We start from the raw sequence: 18,475 nt of genomic DNA, 5'->3' as shown, positions 1-18,475 counted from the left end.
CAGCCAGCGAGCAATCTCTAAATGTGAAAAAGATATGCGACGCTGCTGTTAATTATGACAGTGCCGATGTAAAAAGCGGAACCGAAGGATCTATTGACAGATAAAAACATATAAAAAAGAATATGAAATGACACAAAAAATGAAAACAATGATGAAACAAACAAAAACGATTGTAAAAACAAAACTATGAAAAAACAAAACCTCTTTTTATTCCTATTGCTCTTTTTGGGTAATATGATACTTTATGCACAGTGTAGTGTGAACGCGGGGGGAAACCAAACCATCTGCGGCACTTCCTACACTTTGCAGGGCTCGTCTGGCAGTACGGGAACCCCAACCTGGACGCTTGTCTCCAAGCCCTCTGGAGCACCCGATCCGGTGATCAGTAATGTGAATTCCCTTACACCAAACGTTACGGGAATGACTTCACCGGGAAATTATGTATTTCAGGTGGAACAAGATTGCGGTCCGTCCGGCTCGGCAACTTCTCAGGTGACCATTACGGCGCCCGGGGGAACCTCTACATTTACGGCAGGTCCGGATATTACCAATGTGAATGCAACTACGGGTACCGTTACACTGAATGGTGTTGTACCTGCCGGATACACCGCATCATGGACTGCCTATAATATTTACAGATGGGAGCGAAGCAGTATAAAAACAAACCAGAACTCACAGTTTAGCTCTACAACATCGGCAACAACAACATTCAGCCTTATTAATAAAGCAAACCATGATATTGATCCGGCTTATGTGGTGACACTGAGAATAACCTCTACGATCAATCCGAGCTGTTGGTATGAAGATACGGCTATTGTACGCTTTATTCCGAATCCGCAGATACTGCCTACAGTGTCAACGAGCAAATGTAATTCCAGCGGTGGAAGTCATTTCATTTCACTTCAAAGTACATCTCCTAAGTTTTCTAAGGGATATCCTACCTCACCTGGTTCATCTGGGAACTTTGGCACAACAGTTACGATGAATGTTATCAGCCAACCGTCAGGGGGAAATATTGCCTATTCGAATATTTATGATGATAATATATTTTTTAACGGGGTCAATGTTACCGGTGTTTACAAATTTACTTTAACGATAACTAATGCCAGTGGGACATTTACAACACCGGAATTAACCTACACTTATAATGGTGTACAGCCTAATCCGGTAAATTTTCTGGTATCCTCAAGACCGGAGCAGATGATGATTTATGATAATGGTAATTCAGGAGGTGAAGTTCATTGCGGGTATGCGGGGCAATCTACACCCATTACTTTTTATTATTCCATTAATCCTGCTGATAATCCTGCTACAATTGACACAAGTGTAGCTTCTTCAGGTATTATTCCTCCGGGAGGAGCACCTGTTGTAACAAACGGCGGAGCCGGTACGGCAACGAGGTCGGCTACCGTAACACCACCTGCAGGAGGCTGGCGTGTAGGAACATATAAATTTGTGGTCACAAGAAATAATGCCGGAGCTTGCTCAGCTATACAATTTTATTTTATCCATATCTCAGATGGCAGCCGTCCGAATGTAACGGTGCCTAATACCACTGTATGTTATCCGGGTTCTGGGGTTGTAACAGCTACCATTCCATTACCTGCAGTATATAAAGGAGTAGTAAACACAAGCTATTTTCAGGAATTTGACGGCCGTTACAGGTTAACATTGGTTTCAAAACCTGCTGGGGCGGCAGATCCTATATTCGAGCCTTATGCTAATACATTATTTACCAATACATCCACTACGATTTCCAACCTTAATATGCCGGGTGAATATGTATTTAAAATAAAAGCAGATACATACAATCCAAGTGTTGGAGCATTCCTAAATCAAGAGTATGCCTGTTCGGGAGCTTCCTTAGAAAGTAATTTTTCAGTGTTCGTTGCAGCGCAGGTAGGTGCTAATGCCGGATCTACTCAAACTTTAATTGGAACTTCCCAAACAACTTTCAATGCCAATAATCCGGGTGTTGCTACCGGTGCGTGGACACTGTTGACAAAACCTGTGGGGGCAACCGATCCGGTTATTGCAGCTCCAACTGCATACAATACCAATGTTACAGGATTTAATACTCCGGGTACCTATACATTTAGATGGACAGTGACAACAGGTGGTACATGCTCCAGTACAAGTGACTTGACGGTAAACGTGATAAATGCCGCGGCAGGAGGTGTATCCGGAGCAGATTTCTGGGTAAAATCCGATGATGCAGGTACTATTGCCACAGCGTGGAAAGATCATTCCATAAATGCGAACGACATTCCTGCAGTAGGAACATGGACACTTTCTGCAGCAGATAGAAATCATAATTTTAATCCATACACCACAGGATATTCTGCTTCCAAATTCTTCTATAATTCTACTTCAGTAATGAACTCTACCAATGGAGAGCTGGCCAACACCAATACCTCTATTTTCTCTGCGGTAAGACCTACGACAAACGGAACAGGACGTATTACAGGGATTGATGATGATGCAACATATGCTTCAGAACCAGGAGTCTCTATTGCAAACGGAGACCCAAGACAGTATGAATATTTTAATACCATTACATCAACGGATTTTTCAACCACATTCAATATTGGTATTTCCAATATTTTCTCTGCAATAGCTAATAACTCTGTTGCGAACGGAGGAACTTCAGCTTCCCCGGGTGGAGAAAAAATATTGGGTTTAAATGGTTCTTATCAAACAACTCCATTTACAGGCACCAATAAATTCCAGATTTATGGACGTAACTTAAGAATAGGCCATGCGGGCTGGGATGCTCCGGGTGCATTCCCTGGAGATATTATGGAAGTGGTCTGGTACAAGCGTACATTAACAGCGAACGAACAGTCAAGAGTAAACTCATACCTTGCGGTGAAGAACGGTGTTACTTTAAATACAAATTATCTTTCTACTAATAGCAATGTAGTATGGGACAGAACGGTTAATACAGGTTATAACAACAATATCTTTGGTATTGCAAGAGATAATATTACTGTATTACACCAGAAACAATCAGGAAGTATCAATAACGGGCAAAAGCTTGTCATTTCTACCACAGGGTTTGCCGATAACAATATTGCGAACGCTACAGGCTTAGCCAATGACCTTCAATACCTGATGACAGGGGATAACGGTCTTAAGCAAAGTTTTACAGTACCCTTGAGTTATACGGCAGGTTCTAACGGTGCAACCAACTACCGTTTTGAATCTATCTGGAAAGTACAGAATTCAGGAAATGTAGGAAACGTAACGGTTGCATGGCCCAAAGGAGCGAAGAATCTGTATCTGGTACAATCTTCGGATGCTGTTTTCGACGGAACAGATACTTTTACACCAATGACTACAGAAGTAACCGTAAATGGGGTAGTATATAACACTGTAAACGTTACGTTAAGTAATGGACAATTCTTCACCTTTGCAGGTTTCGGAAACGCTCCGGGAGGTGTTGCTACAGGCTTGTCTTACTGGTACAGAGCTGATGTAGATGCGGCGAATACAGGTGTGGGAACAGACGTAACCGCCTGGAAAGATGTGTGGAACGGAACTACAGTTGCTCAACTGGGAACCAATGCGTTACCAAAGTATGCAATAGGTACATCTTCATACTTCAACTATAACCCTGGAATTAATTTTACGGCAGTAAGTCAGACATTGGGGAATATCAATGTACAAACCGTATCTGCATTGGAATTTGATATTTTCACGCTGACAAAAGAAAATATCCTTGGAAATGGAGCCAATAATAGGCTTTTTAGTTCACTGGTTAACAATAGTTTACCTGCCGGTAGTATTGAGAGATGGGATGGTATTGGGTTGATGACTGATCAGGGGTATCCCAATTTTATCGAAAGGGTAAATAATGCTTACGGTGCCAGATATCTGGCAAATCCCGGGAATATCAGCCGCTCGACCACAATACCTAGTATTATGTATCACAGATTTACTGATCTTGCAATATCAAAAGGGCTGAACGGTGCTGCAAGTGGTAGCAATGGTACACATACTGCAAGAGGTTTAATGAATGGGGGACACGCTTTCGGAGATACCCGATTTTCAAGTAACGGAAGCGACAATGGCGGCTTCACAGGACACATCGGAGAGACTATCATCTACGGTGCAGGTAATTTATCATCTACCGAACGTAGAAAAGTAGATTCTTACCTTGCTATCAAGTATGGTATTACATTAGGTCAGTTAAATACAGATCACTACCTCGGTGCTGACGGAACATTTGTGTGGAACGGAGGAACCAATACGGCTTTTAACAACAACATTTTTGGTGTAGCTAGGGAAGACATCGGACTTTTTGAACAGAAAGTTTCTACATCTGTAAACGCAGGAACGATACTTACCGTTGCTACTGTTAATGATTTTGTAAACCCGAACAATACCGCTTCACGTACCGGCTTTACTAATGACAAAACGTATTTCCTACTGGGAGATAACAATATTACGACAACAGCGTTAAGCAGCATTACGATAAACGGTTTTACAGGAGGTTCGCGTATCCCAAAAATATGGCTGGCGCAGCGTACCAATACCAGCGGTACGATGTACTTCGGGGCAGACCTTTCCTCCTACGGGGCTGGTTTTGGAAGTGGAGATCATGTAAAAATGATCATAGCAGATGACGCAGCGTTTACAACTAATGTAGAATACGTTGACGGAACCTATGACGCCACCATCGGTAAATGGGTACACAGTCATAATTTTGATTCAGAAAATGTAAAAAGGTATATTACCTATGCAGTGGTGGATGAAGTGTCTTGTACAACAGGTTGTAATGACAATGCCTACCTTAATGCAACAAACCCTAATACCATAGAGTATGATAATTTGGTTGCTGGAAGCTCTGCTATTCTAGCTAAAGAAAAAGACGGTACGTTTAAAATTTGGGGATATAGAACAGGACCTACGAGCACTCCGTCTAATGCAAATGTACCAATAGATCTTTTAGTGCCAACGGCTATTACACCTGCCAATGGTTTTAACTATACCGGAACCCCTCTAAAAGCAACACTTGTTAGTGCGAGTGCTCTTACGAATTCTGCTTTATTAACCACAGATGGACTTTATACTTGGGGTGATGGAGGCTATGTAATTAGTAACGTTCACAAAGATACTAACACAGGCTTACCTGCATTTAGTAAGGTAACTGTTAATGGCAAAGCAGACGGTTTACCTCCGGGAGTAAGTCCCATTAATGTAAAAATGATGTTCGGTGTTTATACCTCATTGGTTATTGTAACTTGTAGTGGTGAAGCTTGGGTATTAACAAGTACAGTTAATCAAAATTATTACGGAGACGGCATGCCTGCAACTACAGCTAATACTAGAATCTGGCACCGAGTAAAAATTTCTGCAACTGAAACTCTTGATAATGTAGTTGCGGTACGTGGTAATGATAGAGCTAAATTCGCATTAACTTCAGACGGTAAGCTTTACACTTGGGGTCTAAATACTTTCATTGGAGATGGTACTGATGTTACTAATGGAACTCCACGAGCTTTTGCAACAGAAGTTACTGTACCAAATGGAATAACCCCTAAAATGATAGGGATGACAGGCGACGGAAGTTCAGCTTGGAGCACCTATTTCCTTTTGGCTACCAACGGTAAGCTTTTTACTATGGGAAGTAATAATAATAGAATGTTAGGTGATGGCACTACAACCAATAACAATGTATGGAAAGAAGTAACGGCTACTTCAGGTGGTCATACACTGGGTGGAAATATCGTATGGATATCACCATCAGAAGCAGGCTATACTTTGTCTCCAGCAATCAATGTACTTACTAATGATAAAAAACAGTGGGGCTGGGGAAGCAATCTGGATTATAAATTAGGTTTGGCTAGTTCATCCAGTAACTACGATCCTACTTATATGCCGGGTAATACAACTAATATAAACGGTATGGGATTGAGTGATGAAATCATTGCCCTAGAGACAGGAGGAAGATTCACGATGAATTATAAAAATAGTAATTCTTATTTTGGTATTGTTGGATCAACTGATTATGGGACGATGGGAAATGGTTCTACTGGTATCCAATCTCAACAGAAATATACCTATAATACAGCTATTTTAGATGTGTGTATGCTGGCACCAGCAGCATCAGTTTGCTACAAACCAGGCATTACAGCGGGGACAACATTAGACACCAAAGCAGGTATAACAGCACTTAACAGAGCCGGAGTAAATGCCGACAACTGGCCAATGGTAAGAAAAGGCGGCTGGCTGGCTTTGGAATCCAAAACCAAAGGATTTGTGCCAAACAGAGTCGCTTTCAGCGGAGGAAATCCTGTAGGTATTGCTCCTGCCAACTTTGTAGAAGGTATGATGGTATATGATACGACCAATAAATGCATGAAGATGTACACCCTTAAAGATGGTGATACTTCTATGGCTTGGCATTGTATCACTACACAGACCTGTCCTGATTAATCATTTGATTTAACAAACCTAACAGGTTTTCAAAAACCTGTTAGGTTTTAAAAAAGAACAAAAGTATCAACTTAATCGCCCAGTAGAAATGGATTGCTTAAGAATCTTTAGAGAAAAGGAGTTAACTTCTTTATAAGCACCACAAATACTGTTGGTATTACTAATTAGTAAAAATATTCAAAAAATGAAATCAATAATTATCACAACTTTTATATTAACATTAGCTTGTTTACCGGCTAAGTCACAAGTGGCAATAGGTAAGCAATCGGTAACTAATATATCGGTTTCTCTGGAATTTGCCAATACCGAGAACAGAGGGCTTATTCTTCCTTACATTACAGACAGAAGCAGTATTACTGAAGAGGGAAGTATCATTTATGATACAACCGACCATAAAGTAAAATATCTAAAAGATAGTGGCATGTGGGTTAATTTTAGCGAAGACGACGGAACAGTAGCCACGATAGGTACAGCAGATCTGTCCATACAAGGACCTGATAAGGCAGAAAAACCTACGGCAAAAACTGCTATCGGAACAAATGGAGCAACGGATACTACAAACGGGATCCTGGTTTTAACAGATGCGGATAAAGCAATGATTCTTCCAAATGTTGCAAGCCCACATCTAAATATCATCAATCCTGCACCAGGTATGCTGGTGTATGATACCACAAAAAAACAGCTAGCTGTTTACAATGGAAAAGTATGGTCTTTCTGGAAACCATGAAATACTTATTCTAAAATATGAATCAATCCTTGTATAAAGGTTCGAAACATGACAGGTTTTATCTAAAATCATGAATCAACACCAAGATAGCTTAATTCTTTATTCAGGAAGCTGGTAAAAATGTAAGTGAAGGAGGTAAAATACGTACGATTCCAATATCAAATGCTACAGCAACTCTAATGAGATGACTGTGTAATGACAAATGGGATGGTTTGAGAATGGATTTGCAAGGACGTGGAGGGATTATGAACTCATAGGTTATAATACAATTGCCGAGCTAAAGCGGAAAGTTATTAAAACTTTTGCACCCAGGTCAATTGGAATAAGGATAAAAATAATAACACAAATTAATATATTATATATAATGGATTTTAAGAATATCCATATTGGTCAATTGATCGAAAAAACAGTTGCAGAAAGCGGGATAGAAATGTCCCGTATTTGTAACTTTTTGAAATGTAGTAATGAAGATATCCGGGAAATGTACCAATCAGAGGGCTTACCCACCAATATCTTATTACGATGGAGCAAACTTTTGGAATATGATTTTTTCCGATTATATTCTCAGCATATGATTTTATATGCTCCTGGGTTGAGAGGGGAAGAAAAAGCAAAGGATAAAAAATATTCACTCCCGAAGTTCCGAAAAAGCTTGTATACGAAAGAAATCATTGATTTTATATTGGAACAGATTGAGTCAGAAAAAATGACAAGAGAGCAGGTCATACTGAAATATAAGATACCTAAAACCACCTTATACAAATGGATCACCAAATACAAAGGTTAAAAATATCAGAGGATGATTTCCCCCCATAAATCAATAGAAAAGGGCTTTTACCTTAAATGTAATAACAACTAAATTCTTATTAGGAAAGTGGAGAGATGTGTATAGCTCCCAATGGTAAGGATATTGGTCTTATTTTTTTGAACTAAGACTAAAATTTCCATAATCGTTATAAAAAAAAATCTTCCAAATTGACTACTTGCAGGATTTGTCTATTCTTAATTCACAGAATTAACTATTAAAATGTCGTTGAATACTAATGGATAACAGTTTTGTGATAGGAGATTAAAACTCGTTAAAGCCATATTTTTCTTCTCGCTTTTTAAATGCTTCCTTGCCCACTTTCAACTATATCAGCAATATGTTCTCTAGATGTACTTAACCCAACGATCAGCATCAGAATTACAAAACTTGCTTTACCCGTAGACATTCTCTTCTATGTTGTAATGTGTATTTTCCTCTACAAATTGGTGCCAGAAAAATTTATCATGACATTGATGCCGGCAAAACCGCCTCCAATGATGATTTTTCTTTATTCATCATTTAAACTTTTTAAATTTTTAAAAGAACCGACTGTCTACAAACAGCCGGTTCAAGGGAAAAAAATCTTTTTCCTTCTAAAAACACTTAATACTTACTATTTATCGCTGATGCTTTTCTATACTTAGCTTCATTAATCTTATATTCTGCCTTAAGAACCATGTAAGCTATTTATCTTGCAAATTTTTCTGTGTGTATTTAGTTTTACAATTGTGCGGTAATACCCCCATCAATTATAAACTCTGATCCTGTAGAATAACTTGACTCATCAGAAGCAAGATAAACTACTAGGGAGGATACTTCCTTCGCATCGGCAGCTCTTCCTAAAGGGATGCTGATTTTTGACAACTCTTCCTTCGGCACCGAGCTGGTCATTGGCGTATCAATCAATCCCGGATGTACAGAGTTAACCCTGATATTATACTTCGCCAATTCCACCGCTGCTGATTTGGTCATTCCTCTAACTGCAAATTTAGATGCAGAATAGGCAAGCCTGTATGGTGCTGCAACAAAGCCTGCGATCGACGATATATTGACTATCGAGCCTGTCGATCCTTTTTTCATTGAAGGAATTACTGCTTTCATGCCTAAAAAAACAGATACCTGGTTGATCTCTATCACCTGTCGGTATAAAGCTTCTGGCATCTCTTCCAATAAGGCGGGCTTATCAATACCTGCGTTATTAACCAGTATATCGACCGGGCCAAAAGTTTTTTCAGTGGCTTCAATTACTTTATCCCAGTCCTCTTTGCTCGAAACATCATGTTTGACAAATAGTGCGCTGTGATCTCCCAGAGATTTGGCGACTTCCAGGCCTTTCTCTTCGTTAATATCCGTGAGTACAACTTTTGCACCCTCTGCAACAAATGCAACTGCGTGGGCTGCACCCATTCCTGATGCTGCACCCGTAATAATCGCTACTTTACCTTTTAATCTGTTCATGTTTTATAAATTTTAGTATTAAATCTTCTTATTAATATTACTCTGTCATAAATTCTGCATCTGCAACGACTCCTACATTACAATAGATTGATTTATCGCTTGCAAGATCAAACAGAACAGTTAGCTCTTCTTTCTTTGTGAGTCTTTTTTAGTATTAAGGAAAAGATTATTCTTCCTTTCTAAAAACACTTAATGCTCACCATCCATCCCTGAAGCTTTTTTATACTTAGCTTCATTGATCTTATATTCTGCCTTGGCATCAAGAATCTCCGATTTGGCTTCCTGCCAGAGAACCTGAGCTTTCAGTACTTCTTCTGCTACCACGGTTCCAGCGTCGTATCTGTCCTGGTTCAGCCTGAGATTTTCCGTGGCCTGAACAAAAGATTTTTCAGCAAGCTCGATACGTTTAACAGATTGGTTGAGCTGCATCACGGCATTCTGGACTTCCAGCACCAGAAGCTCCTTCGTTTCTTCCAGTTCAAGCTTTTGAGCATTGGTTTTATACCGCTGCTCTTTTACTTTCTGCTCTCTTACTCCCCAGTCATAAATCGGAATGTTTACAGACAGCATTCCCACAAATCCCTGCATATTATTTTTCATATTGATAGGATTAACATTTTTACCAAAACTGGAAAAGCCGATTCCTGAAAGAGCTACCGTTGGCTTGCGGTCACCATCAAGCAGCTTTTCCTGAAGCTCATTTATTTCTACTGCTTTGGCAAGAATGGATAGCTCAGGCCGGTTCGTCGGCTGTAGCTGACTGTCTGCCAAAATACCAGCAAAGCTGCCGCTTACAGCATCCTCCACATCAAAATCGGAATTGGGAAGTCCTGCGATCTGAGCAAGGTTTAACTTGGCTATGCTAAGACCATCTTCTGCACGTTTCAGATTGAGTTGTGCCTCATTCTGCTGAACTTCTATTTTCAGGAGGTCATTTTTATATGTCAGCCCTGCGTCAAAGGAATTCTTAACATTGGTATGCAGCTGATCCAAAAGCTTTATATACTCTTTTGCCAGTGCTATTTTCTCCTTGGCATTTACAATTTGCCAGTACATGGTTTCCGCAGAGAGTTTTACTTCCTCTTTGGTAAGGTCTTTCTGTGCCATCTGCAGATCTACTGCCTTTGAAGAAAGCTTTTTTCCGGTTTCTACTTTTCCACCGGCATACAAAATCTGGGTAACATTCACATTGGCGCTTCCCAATACTTCCGGTATCAGGTTGGAAAGTGGTTTCGAGAAATAATATCCTCCCACACTTCCGTCCACTGTAGGTTTTCCTCCTGCTTCTGCAGCCGTTCTTGCAGCCTTGGCAGCTTCTATATTCTGTTGCGCTTTTTTGATCTTTTTGTTGTTCTCTAATGCCAGATTTCTGACTTCATCCAAAGAAACTACACGTTCCTGGGCCTGAGCACTTATTGCCGCTGTAAACAACAGCACCAGAACTATTTTTGATATCGTATCGTATATTATTTTCATTTTTTTTACATAATGGTTGCCCTGCAGAACTAAACAAATGAGTTTATTAACAAGGAATCAACGCAGAGCAACCGGTTAAAAAATTGATATTATAAATATTAATGATGAGGTTTTGGTTTATATAAAATAACCTCGTCGTCCAATTGATCTTCAGGTGTTTCATCTTTAGATACGGGATCTTTCAGAAGCTTGTAATACATCACCGGAACAATGAAAAGTGTAAAGATCATTGAGAAGATAAGCCCAAAGGCCAATACACTTCCTAAAGGTGCCCACATCGGGGATTTACCCAGGATCATTGGAACTACTCCTACGGCAGCAGCGGCAGATGTAAGGAATATAGGACGCATTCTTCGCTTAGCCGCCGCCATAGCCGCCGCCTTGTGTGAGTACCCATGTTCCCGAATTAGCTCATCTGCATAATCTACCAGGATGATTCCGTTTCTTACCACGATACCAATCAAACTGATGATTCCCATAAAGCCTGTCATTCCTAATGGATTTCCGGTAATAAAAAGCCCGAAGAAGGCTCCGAAAAGACTCAGTAGGAACGTGCACAGGATAATGAGCGCTTTTCCCAGACTTTTGAACTGGAACAGCAATGTCAGGAAGATCAGGATAAGGCTCACAGAAAGTGAAAGCATCATTCCCGGAGTATTTTCAGCCGTTGATTCCGCATCTCCTCCATATTGGATTGTTGTGCCTGCCGGGAGCGTAAGCGCTTCAATTTTTGGCAGGGCTTCTTTCAGTATTCTTGATGGCTTAGGGCCAAGCTGTGCTTCTGCCAATACACTGGTGTACTTGATGCCATTCCTTCTTGAAATTACTCCTGTATGCCATTCCGGCTGCAATGTTGCCACTTCCTTCAACGGGATCTTTCCACCAAAATACGATTGTATGTGAAGATTTTCCAGGGCATTCATATCTTTCCTGCTTATGGAATCATATCTCAGGAAAATATCGACAGGTTTGTCTCCTTCCCATAATGTCGAAACAGAATATCCTTTCAGCCCAGCTCCAAGTGTTTGGGTAATGGCCTGATTCGTTATACCTAGCCGATTGGCCTTCACATCATCCACATTCAGCTTTACGCCCATATAATCATATTCGCTGCTCAGACGTACATTATTGGTTCCTGGTGTGTTTTCAAGGATATTTTTAATCTCCAGTGCTACGCTTCTCTGATTGGATTCATTATCACTTACCACACGGATATCAATTGGTGAACCTTCCTGAAAGCTGAGTTGCTTCAACTTAATGGAGCCATCAGGTATAAAATTTTTCAGTTTTTCAAGATATTCTTTGACCATTTCATTAGATGCATCATTACTGATTGTCGTAATGAAAACCTGTGCAAAATATTTTTTAGGAGATTCCGGCGCATAGGAAGTATGGAATCGTGGTGAACTCATTCCTACGAAGCTTGTGATATCCATTACGCGATTATCTTTTTTAAGGATCTTTTCAAGCTCTTTTACTTTAACTTCCGTTTTCTCCAGTGAGGTCCCGCTAGGCATCCAGACTTCCATATTGAATTGATTACGCTCAGTGAGCGGGAAAAACTCCGGATCTACTTTGGTAGCAATAAAGAGGGCACTAACAATAGATAGCACACCAATAAACATTGTTGTTTTTGGCCATTTGAAAGCCAATCCAATCCCATTATCAAATGCTGTCTGAAGATGATCCAGCATGTTTTTCTTCAGGGGCCTGTCACTTACTTTATGCTTTAATCCTTTCTTAATGAATACATAGCAGGTGTATGGTGTAAGGAACAGAGCGACTAGCATTGAGGTGATCAGTGCAATAGCTACAGTAATCGGGAGTGAAAACATAAAATCTTTTGCAATGCCATCCATAAATAAAGCTAATGGAGCAAACGCAAATATAATGGCCATCGTTGCCGTAAAAATCGGAAGTGACAGCTGTTGGGCTGCCTGCCAGGCTGCCGTCCATGGTGTTATCCCTTCATCAAGCTTTTCAATATAATTATCGACTACCACAATGGCATTGTCCACTACCATTCCAAGGACGATGATCAAAGCGGCAAGGGTTACCTGGTGCAGTTCCAGACCCACAATCTGCATGAGCCCAAACGTAATAACGATAGAAATAGGCGCTGCCGCTGAAGCTACACCGGCTACCCGTATAGGAAGCAGTAACATTACAACAAGTACCACAGAACCTATCGCCATGGCGAACTCCACCATGAAATGACTGATACTTTCTCCAACGGCTTCTGGCTGATTCACGATCGTTTTCATATGAATATCCGGCGGGAAATCTTTCTGAATGTCCTCAATCTTTTTCTCCACTTCTTTCCCGAAGGCTACGATATTGTTTCCAGGCTGCATGTCAACGGTCAGTACCATTGCCTTTTCATCTCCTACTCTTACCAATGAAGAAGGTTCTTCAAAACGTCTTTCAAGGTCGGCGACATCTTTCAGCCGCACTACATTGCCTGCCGGTGTGGTATAGACGATCTGCTCGGCAATATCAGATATATTCTTGTAACGGCTATTGGTAAAGACTGGAATGATTGCATTGGAACCGGAGGATATTTCTCCATTATATCCGGTCACATTCTGCTGCTGTATGGCACTGACCAATGTGTTGATTCCAAAACCGTACTGCTGTAGTTTCTGGTCATTGATCTTAATGTAGATCTGCTGTTTCTGGCCTCCGGATCGGTTAATCTTGGAAACCGTAGGTATTACCTTCAGACCATCTTCCAGCTTATCAACATATCTTTCGATCTCAGCGTATGTTCTTTCTTTAGAAGATACGGAGATGATCATTGCCGTTACATTGGCAAAATTACTGTTGATAAACGGTCCAACAACTCCGGCAGGAAGCTTTGGGCGGAGATTCGCATCCATATCAAGCTGAAGCGTATGCCAGAATTTCTTACGGTCTTTGACATCAGTATTCATTTCCACGGTGAAAAATACCTGTCCTTCTTTCACTTCGGCTTTGACTTTTTTCTTTTTGATCTCTTCAAAGGAGAAGAGATACTGTTCTATCTTTTTTGCCACTTCTTCCTCAACCTGATGCTCATCGGCTCCCGGATAAAATGCATATACAGCAGCAGTCGGAATCTCGATTCGTGGATTTTCGCTTCGGGGCATATTGATAAGAGAATTGATCCCCATTACCATCAACAGGACTACCAGCACGATCACTACCTGCTTGTACTTCATCACAGCTTCCAGAAAATGCACTTTTTTGTTCGTCATTTCTTTTATTTCTTTTGAATTAAAATTTAACAGGCTGACCATCTTCCAGGCGCGTCTGCCCAGAAATAATTACCTGATCATCCGGAACCAGCCCACTTTTGATAACTACATCGCTGGCGCCTGCCATATTCTGCATTTCTATTCTCTTTTTAAATGCTATGGCCTTATTTTTAGCAGATTTTACGGTATACACATAGCTCGAACCATCAGGGTCTTTGAGGACTGCCTGAGCAGGAAGAATAATGACATCCTTACTTTTACCAGTATTGATGTTGATATCCGTAATCATCCCCGGCAGTATCTGACCTCCGGGATTGTCGAGACGTATCTTTACCGTATACGTCCTGGAATTGTCATCCGCCTGAGGATTGATGATGGTGATATTTCCATTAATCGTACGATTAAGACTTGGGATGGAAATCTCAGCAGGAGTTCCTATTTTCAGTGAACTAATCTCGTTCTCCGTGATAGATGCAACTGCATACACCTTATCTGTTTTCACAATAGTAAATGCTGGAACTCCGGGTGCTGCTGTAGCACCAGCTTCGGTGAGTTTTTGGGAAACGATCCCTGAAAAAGAAGCATAAAGCCTGGTATCCCTTAAATTTTTCATGGCAATGTCTCTATTGGCTTTAGATTGCGCCAGTGCTACCTTTGCAGCGATATAATCTCTTTCCGGTAAACTTTTTTTAAGATACAGCTGGTTGAGACGGTTGAAATTGTCCTGGGCCTGATCCATTCCTGCTCCGGCAACAGCCAAAGCATTCTGATAGGTACTGGTTTCTATGGTCGCTAAAGACTGACCTTTAGATACGCGCTGACCCTCCTGAACATATACTGCAGTAACACGGCCGGAAACTCCAAAGCCAATGTTCACACTGTTATCTGCCAGAATATTTCCACTGTAAGAAAATGTTTCAGGCTGGGAAACCATTTCTATTTTCTGCACGGCAACCTTTATAGGCTCAACTTTGACTGTAGGTTGCTCTTTTCCGCCACATGCTGAAAGCAGCAACAGACTTCCTAATAAAAAAAGACTTTTCTTTTTTTTGATTATCATAAAATAAATTTTTACCGTTAAAGGGAATCCAATCGTAAATTGGTTCACCATGCAAATTTGAGGTAAGGAAATACATGATAAAAGGTCTGTTTTTGGCTGATATTGGTCTAAAACGAAACCATTATTCTCCAGAAGATAGTCGCTTAATATGAAATAGCTATTCCGAGCCTATTAAAACAAACCATCTTATGCTGTGTAAGACCTTTGCAATGCAATGATTTTGAATGATACTGAGATCATTTATTTTCTTTTAAAGAATTTTCTTATCGACTATTTGAAAACAGATTGCACTAAAGATGCTCCTTTGAAAATAATGAGCATTCCAAAAAACAGCGCTTATATAAGGGCAATTCTAAAATATTTAGAGATGATTATTTGTTCAGATTTTGACCAGTTTACACCGAATTCAGACCTTTTTTATTACCATTTTACTGCAGAAATTTGTATTATCAACCAATATGAAAGAAAATTAATGAAGCGCCGGACCATATCTGTAGTCAGTGTACTGATTGGTAAAAACAAGTCTGGGTGAGCTATGGAATTTGTTGGTGGTAAAAAGAATTGAGCGATACTCCCAAAGATCTTACCATAATCGTTGAACAGATAAAAAATAGAAATGAAAAACAATGTGCTTTTTAAAACAAAATTCAAAAAAATTATAGATGCTTTCTGGCTTAGGGAAGATATCCTGGAAACAATTCCCAACTGCCAGTGCGAATATCTCGACAACAATTTCAGACTATTGAGTGTATCTTCTGAAACTTTATTTTCAGAAAATGAACTTAAACCTGTTTTTGAATTGTATAAAACGGAATTCTCCATTGTGGAAAGAAATATCTCAAGGGGCAGGTTGCATATCATATCCTGATAATGAATAATTCACCAACAAAAATCTTGAATACTGAAGAAAAAATAAAGGAGATTGCTAAATATGTGCTTTTCGTGGAGGGCAGGTTCTATGCCACAACACAGCAGATCGCACAAAGCGCAGGTATGGACAGAACGGCAATACATTATTATTTCCGCACAAAAGTCAACCTTGTTAACATCATCACTGGTGAAGTGATCAATGAATTTCCAGCTCCCGCTTGGAATGATATTAAGGCGCTCTCACTGAAGGAGAAACTGAAAAGATATATTGATTTCAATACTGAAAAAAGCAAAAAATATCCTTATCTGGATGTTTATATTATCACCCAGAATGAGTGTTCAGGATTCGGAGAGAAATTATTTTTCCCGTTGGCGGAAATGATACCTGAGATCTCAGTTTGTATCCGTGAAGAAAGGACAAGCTACAACAATCCCTTATTGTTTCTTACGGATCTTGTTTCCATGGTTTCAGGTTTTCATATCTCTGCCGACTTCTTTAGGAAAAGATCAGATATTATATTATCATCATCTTTCTACCATCAAAGAGCTGAAAGTATTATAAATTTATTTTTAAAGTAAGTTATCAAATTGAAAAATAAGCTGTACGATGAATTCTCGAGTATATATAGCATAATCCTGCTGCTTATTTATTAACTTTACTAATGTTCATATTAAAAGCTATGACTCATAAAGATATTGTTTTTCATAATCTCCACGATCTGTTTAAAATGATCGACAAAAACAGTGATAATCAAAAAGACAACAATGATTTTTTCATCATCCGGGAATCTCATGACCTGGACGAAAATTCTTACAAATATCCTTTCAGAACAGACAATGGCGTAATTATGCTGGTTACAGAAGGGGAAGGTAAAATACAGATTAATCTTGAAGAAATAAGCGTTAAAAAAGATGATATTGTTATTTTTACCCCAAATTCAATTATTTATCCAGCCCACAAAGATTCTTACATCAGGGCAAGGGGGATTGTCTTCAACAATTCTTTTGTTCAAAAAAATATCCGCCATATGCATTACATCAATGAGATCATTTTCTTTTCCGAAAGAAATACTCCGATTTTACATCCCGGCCTTAATGAAAGGGAAACCATAAGGTTCCTGCTTGATAAGATCAGTCTGGCGGATGAGCAGGAAAATTATTATTCGAAAGACATCATTAACCATTATTTTAATGCGTTGCTGCTTGAGCTGATGGTATTATACCGCTATAATGACACTAGGACGATTGATTCTAAAACATCAAGAAAGAAGGATCTTATCAATCAGTTTCTTATTCTGCTTTCCGAGCATTCCAAAAAAGAGAGAGCTGTTGAGTTTTACGCTGAGAAGCTATTTATGAGCCCAAGCTATCTGACACGAATCGTAAAAGAAGCCTCTGGTGAATCTACCCGTACCGTTATTACCAATTCTGTCATTATTGAGGCTCGTGATCTGCTCTTGAATTCTAATCTTTCCATTACACAGATTGCAGAAGAGCTTAATTTCAGTGATCAGTCTTTTTTTGGTAAATTCTTTAAAAAGAAAATGAAAATGTCTCCTAAAATGTTCAGGTCAAAAATGAAGTGAGGAACTATTACCGAATAATCTAAACTCCTAAAGCTTTTTTTATGAATATATTTACTGCTAACAAGAACCCGGAATGCAGCAAATTGGATTCGTCGGGCGAAACTAATGGGTAGGTAAGTATACTAATAAGGCGCCATTAGGATTTATTAATCTGACACTGTTAGATGGTGATCTTGAAGCTTGACGAAAGACACTATATCCCTAAGGAGATTTCGAATTTGCGGAAAAGTCCTATAGGAAATATATTGAGGCTCTTCTAGATAATTTCAAACAAGTAATAGAGGAATTCTAGCTTCAAAAATCGAACTCTAAATATCCCAGGTGTAAAAGTTTGGGTTATAGATTTTTATGGGTATAAAAAAGAGACAACTATCAAATAGTTGTCTCTTTAAGTGAGCGCGAAAGGATTCGAACCTTTGACCGTCTGCTTAGAAGGCAGATGCTCTATCCAGCTGAGCTACGCACCCATTAAATAATTTTGAGAAAAATTACTAAAACAGTCGGGGCGGCAGGATTCGAACCTGCGACCTCCTGGTCCCAAACCAGGCGCGATGACCGGACTACGCTACGCCCCGATTAATGATCATCTAAGCGAATTTTACTTCGTTTTAGCGAGTGCAAAGATAGTAACTTTTTTTAAATAAAAAAGAGAAATTTGAAAAAATATTGAATTATTAATCAGCCTTACAAAACACTAATAGACACAGAGAACAACTGTTTTCTGAAATCAAATGGTATTGTTTATTAAATATCAGTGTTTTATGTAATCGGTCTGTGTTTAAAATCTTTCAAATGTCCGATTTACAATCTTTT

At 39.6% G+C, this 18,475-nt stretch carries 10 protein-coding genes and 2 tRNA genes; 6 read left to right on the top strand and 6 right to left on the bottom strand.

The features are described from left to right. The first annotated feature begins 186 nt into the window (after positions 1 to 186). The 3 genes from J2T03_RS08150 (at position 187) to J2T03_RS08140 (ending at position 7,955) form a co-directional block, all read left to right on the top strand. Entirely contained in the window at positions 187 to 6,441 is a 6,255-nt protein-coding gene (locus J2T03_RS08150; RefSeq protein WP_307210570.1) for a hypothetical protein, read from the top strand. A gap of 184 nt (positions 6,442 to 6,625) precedes the next feature. Then, complete coding sequence (locus J2T03_RS08145; RefSeq protein ID WP_307210568.1) at positions 6,626 to 7,168, top strand: hypothetical protein; 543 nt, start codon at positions 6,626 to 6,628, stop codon at positions 7,166 to 7,168. Between the two features lie 202 nt (positions 7,169 to 7,370). Next, positions 7,371 to 7,955: a transposase gene (locus J2T03_RS08140; protein WP_307210566.1), complete on the top strand. Its 585-nt coding sequence runs from the start codon at positions 7,371 to 7,373 to the stop codon at positions 7,953 to 7,955. A gap of 741 nt (positions 7,956 to 8,696) precedes the next feature. Here the strand turns inward: J2T03_RS08140 and J2T03_RS08135 are convergent. The 4 genes from J2T03_RS08135 to J2T03_RS08120 form a co-directional block, all read right to left on the bottom strand. Further along, the gene (locus J2T03_RS08135) at positions 8,697 to 9,434 is read right to left on the bottom strand and encodes a glucose 1-dehydrogenase (RefSeq protein ID WP_307210564.1); all 738 of its coding nucleotides are present in this window, start codon (positions 9,432 to 9,434) and stop codon (positions 8,697 to 8,699) included. 189 nt (positions 9,435 to 9,623) lie between these two features. After that, positions 9,624 to 10,910 (bottom strand): TolC family protein, encoded by a 1,287-nt coding sequence (locus tag J2T03_RS08130; RefSeq protein ID WP_307210562.1) that lies wholly within the window; start codon positions 10,908 to 10,910, stop codon positions 9,624 to 9,626. A gap of 98 nt (positions 10,911 to 11,008) precedes the next feature. Further along, complete coding sequence (locus tag J2T03_RS08125; RefSeq protein ID WP_307210560.1) at positions 11,009 to 14,146, bottom strand: efflux RND transporter permease subunit; 3,138 nt, start codon at positions 14,144 to 14,146, stop codon at positions 11,009 to 11,011. A 19-nt stretch (positions 14,147 to 14,165) separates the two neighbouring features. Then, positions 14,166 to 15,206: an efflux RND transporter periplasmic adaptor subunit gene (locus J2T03_RS08120; RefSeq protein ID WP_307210558.1), complete on the bottom strand. Its 1,041-nt coding sequence runs from the start codon at positions 15,204 to 15,206 to the stop codon at positions 14,166 to 14,168. Positions 15,207 to 15,822: 616 nt separating this feature from the next. Between J2T03_RS08120 and J2T03_RS08115 the strand changes: the two genes are divergently transcribed. The 3 genes from J2T03_RS08115 (at position 15,823) to J2T03_RS08105 (ending at position 17,662) form a co-directional block, all read left to right on the top strand. Then, entirely contained in the window at positions 15,823 to 16,074 is a 252-nt protein-coding gene (locus J2T03_RS08115) for a hypothetical protein (protein ID WP_306844260.1), read from the top strand. Positions 16,075 to 16,100: 26 nt separating this feature from the next. After that, positions 16,101 to 16,655 (top strand): TetR/AcrR family transcriptional regulator, encoded by a 555-nt coding sequence (locus tag J2T03_RS08110; RefSeq protein ID WP_307210556.1) that lies wholly within the window; start codon positions 16,101 to 16,103, stop codon positions 16,653 to 16,655. 83 nt (positions 16,656 to 16,738) lie between these two features. Further along, on the top strand, positions 16,739 to 17,662 hold the full coding sequence (locus tag J2T03_RS08105; protein WP_307210553.1) for an AraC family transcriptional regulator: 924 nt from the start codon (positions 16,739 to 16,741) through the stop codon (positions 17,660 to 17,662). Positions 17,663 to 18,055: 393 nt separating this feature from the next. Here the strand turns inward: J2T03_RS08105 and J2T03_RS08100 are convergent. Then, positions 18,056 to 18,129: transfer RNA gene (locus J2T03_RS08100), tRNA-Arg, on the bottom strand. A gap of 33 nt (positions 18,130 to 18,162) precedes the next feature. After that, a tRNA-Pro gene (locus J2T03_RS08095) sits at positions 18,163 to 18,237 on the bottom strand. Between the last annotated feature and the right edge of the window lie 238 nt (positions 18,238 to 18,475).

Source organism: Chryseobacterium lathyri, from assembly GCF_030812195.1.
GTDB classification, from domain to species: domain Bacteria; phylum Bacteroidota; class Bacteroidia; order Flavobacteriales; family Weeksellaceae; genus Chryseobacterium; species Chryseobacterium lathyri_A.
The sequence above is the reverse complement of the archived record's forward strand: the minus strand, read 5'-3'. Positions and strand labels throughout refer to the sequence as shown.